Source organism: Plebeiibacterium sediminum (assembly GCF_026013605.1).
In the GTDB taxonomy this organism is placed as follows: Bacteria; Bacteroidota; Bacteroidia; order Bacteroidales; family Marinilabiliaceae; genus Saccharicrinis; species Saccharicrinis sediminus.
On the sequence record NZ_JAPDPJ010000149.1, the window covers coordinates 1 to 3,776 of the forward strand.

Genomic DNA, 3,776 nt, shown 5'->3' on the forward strand with positions numbered 1-3,776 from the left:
GTATTTACCTATAGATTTGGAGGTGATTTTGAAAGTTCAACAGGTGAACAATGGACCGCTAAAGTTGCTTTTACTGAGGATTCATTTAATGATGGTAGTAGTTCTGCAACTTCAGGAAGCTACAGTATAATTGAGAGAAAGAGATATGAAACTAATCACGATTTCTACTTAAACTATAATACACAATTAACTTCTGACCTTGGAATGAATGTGCTTGTAGGAGCAAACTTGAATGAGCGCAATTATAGTGAATTAACAGGAGCTATTTCTTCTATTGATGTTGATGGATTTTATCGCTTAAGTAATAGTTTGAGTGATGCTATAGCAGCACAGGATAACTCTAAGAAGAGAATGGGGGGAATTTATGCTAGTGTAGATTTTGATTATAAGAATTTTCTTTACTTAAATGTTATAGCAAGAAATGATTGGTCATCAACTTTACCATCTGATAACAACTCTTTTTTCTATCCTGGAGTAACAGGTAGTTTTGTTTTTAGTGAATTACTTAATAAGACAGGTAATTCTCCAGCTTTTTTAAATTTTGGAAAGCTTAGAATGTCTTATGCATTGGCAGGAAATGATGCTCCAATGTATGGTATTTATTCTAGATATTTTTCAGGAGAAATGTATTTGCCAGGATATCCTGATGTGGATGATTTAACTATGCCTTTAGGAGGGGTTAATAGTTATGAGGTTGGAAATACTTTAGGTAGTCCTGATTTAAAACCGGAGATTTCAAAAGAATTTGAAGTTGGTTTGGAATTGTCAATGTTTAAGAACCGTGTAGGTTTAGATCTTTCTTACTATGATAGGTATACTGATGGTTTAATTGATTATTTACCAATAGATCCAACATCAGGATATACTTCTCAATTAAAGAACTTATGTGATGTAACAAATCAAGGAATTGATATTGCATTGAATCTTACTCCATTAAAAATTGGAGACTTTAAATGGGATTTAACTTATACATTCTCTAAAAACTGGAATGAGGTTGTAAATAGTCCTGTGGATGAAGTAAATTTAGGAGGTTTTGGTGGAGCAGGAATATATGCTGTAGAAGGAAAGGAATTGGGTATATTTAAAACTTCAGTTGCCAAAAAAGTTCAATTAGATAGTAATTATAATATAGTAGCTAGTGGGGGGCAGGATTATTATGTTGTAGATGGAAACGGAAACGTACAGCCCTCAACGGAAGAAGAGTATACGAATAAGTCCATAAACGAAGATTTTGCAATGGGTCTTCAGACAACGTTTTCATGGAAAGGTTTAAGTCTTGGAGCTACTTTCGATTATCATAAAGGAGGTTATTTATATTCAGCAACTAAGAATTATATGCATTGGGTAGGTAGTGCAATTGAATCTACTTATAATGATAGGAATCCTTTTATTGTGCCAGGATCTGTAGTTCTAAATGCTGATGGTTCATACAGTGAAAATATGAATCCAGTAACATCAAATACTTTTCATAATTTTTATAATGATTATGGTGCTTTTGAGTCTGCAGAGTATGCTATTATAGATCGATCGTTTTTGAAATTAAGAGAGGTTAGGTTATCATATACTTTACCAGCAAAAATTACTGAAGGTATTGGTATTACAGATGTTAAGCTGTCTGCTATTGCAGGTAATATATTGTTATGGACACCTTCTGATAACCCATATGTTGATCCTGAAGTGACAACATTTGGAAATGATGTAGAAGCAAGATTTGGTGAATTTATGTCTAATCCAACAAGTAGAACATATTCATTTACATTAACGTTAGGCTTTTAGTATATTATTTTTTAATACTAAAACAAGAGTTTAAATCTTTAAACGTAAAAGCGATGAAATTAAAAAATATCATATATATATTATTTATATGTATTCTCACCATTACCTATGGGTGTGAATCAGATTGGATGGATGTTAACCACGATCCAGATAGTCTTGGAGAAATAACTGATCCTGAAATACTAATGCCAACAGCTGAGGTATCATTAGCAAACCAATTAATGGGTTGGGATATGGGTATAACTGGAGCCTTTTGGTCACAGTATTTTACTCAAAGTCATACAGCTTCTCAGTTTCGTCAAATTGATCAATATTATGAAACAGATTTTTCAGGAACATATACAGAGTTAACGGCAGGAACCTTAAATGATCTTGCATTTATGAAGGATGCAGCGACAAAAAATGATAATGTAGGAAGTTATTTAATTGCTGAAGCATTATCTATATATACTTGGCAAGTTGTTACTGATACTTGGGGAACTGTTCCTTATTTTGAGGCTTTGCAGGGGAGTACAGGAATTTTTTCACCTAATTTTGATTCAGGTGAATCTATTTATGCAGACTTATTGTTAAGATGTGATAATTTATTAGATAATGCTGATATATATTTAGGAGGTTATGTTACTCCGGAAAAAGATTTTATTTATGGAGGACATCTGGAGGATTGGATATCATTTGTGAAATCTTTAAAGTTAAAACTTTTATTACGTCAATCTGAGACTAGTTCATACAATAATGTTGAAGTTCTACAATTTGTTGAAGATAATAAAGCTGATTTCTTAACCACTTCTGCAATGATTGATGGAGATACTTATTTTGAGAATAAAAATGGGTCTAGACATCCAATGGCAGAATTTGAGATGGATGGAGCAGGGTACTTTACTACAAATGTAATTGCAAGTAAAACCTTTCTTGACTACTTAAGGTTAAATGGTGATACTCGATTAGCTTCTATATTTATTCCAGGTGAAAATGGTCAAGTTGGCGCTTTTCAAGGTGATTTCTTTTCAGATGAAGATTCTGATGGTAATGGAACCCCTGATGATGAAGAAAGTTATAGTACTTGTGAATTTAGCTTTAATGATAATCTTTATTTAATGACTACTTGGGAAATTAACTTTTATATAGCTGAGGTTTATTCCAGAGCTAATGATTTAGTTACTGCACAAGAATATTATGAAAATGCAGTTTCAGAGTCATGTGATTTCCATGGAGTTGATGCTGATATGTTGGGTTCAGGAGAATATGCAGAGTGGGTTCCAACTACTACTGAAGAAGCTATTCATCTAATAGGTATGCAAAAATGGGTAGCTTATGCTAAAACTCAACACTGGGAGGCATTTTTAGAGAGAAATAGAACTAAATATCCTTCTGTTAATGAAATAGATATTGCCTCAGATAGGCAGAGTGCTTTTATTAATTTTCCAGTTGGGCAATTTGTAATATCTGTTAATGGTAGAGCTAAATTGAATGGTAACTTACCATCATCACCTACTTATCCGCAAAGTATTTTGACCAGGAATAACAGTGAGACAGTCCCAGGGCAAAAATCTGATGTAGGAGAGAAAATTTGGTGGGATCAAAAACAAGGTAAATAATTGAAATATTATAGATATGAAAAAAATACTATTATATAGTTTGATGTTTATCATGACTACATTTTTTGTTGGTTGTGATAAGGATTCAGAAGGATTATCTCATGTATCTCCATCGCCTTCATTTGAGCTAATTGGTAATAGCGTTGAGTTAGTACAATTAGGTGAAAATTATAGTGATGCTGGGATTACAGTGACTGAAACTGTAGGGGACGAAACTACTGAGTTGACAGATGTTACAGTTTATACTAGTTTAGATACTAGTTTACCAGGATCATATACAGTTAGTTATTCTGTTAAAAATTCGTTGGGAGATGTATTTTATTCAGATGTTCAAAGAACTGTTGTTGTTTATAATGATGATATTACAGGAGTTTATGAAGCTTCTGTTTCAAGAGACGGGAG

3 protein-coding genes are annotated in these 3,776 nt (G+C 32.8%); all 3 read left to right on the top strand.

Annotated elements, in window-relative coordinates; genetic code table 11:
* Positions 1-1,776, top strand: a 1,776-nt coding sequence (locus OM075_RS24475; RefSeq protein ID WP_301193193.1) for a SusC/RagA family TonB-linked outer membrane protein, incomplete at its 5' end; no start/stop codon positions are given.
* Between the two features lie 53 nt (positions 1,777-1,829).
* Positions 1,830-3,374 (top strand): SusD/RagB family nutrient-binding outer membrane lipoprotein, encoded by a 1,545-nt coding sequence (locus tag OM075_RS24480; protein ID WP_301193194.1) that lies wholly within the window; start codon positions 1,830-1,832, stop codon positions 3,372-3,374.
* Positions 3,375-3,390: 16 nt separating this feature from the next.
* Positions 3,391-3,776: immunoglobulin-like domain-containing protein (locus OM075_RS24485; RefSeq protein WP_301193195.1), on the top strand; the 386-nt coding region annotated here is incomplete at its 3' end.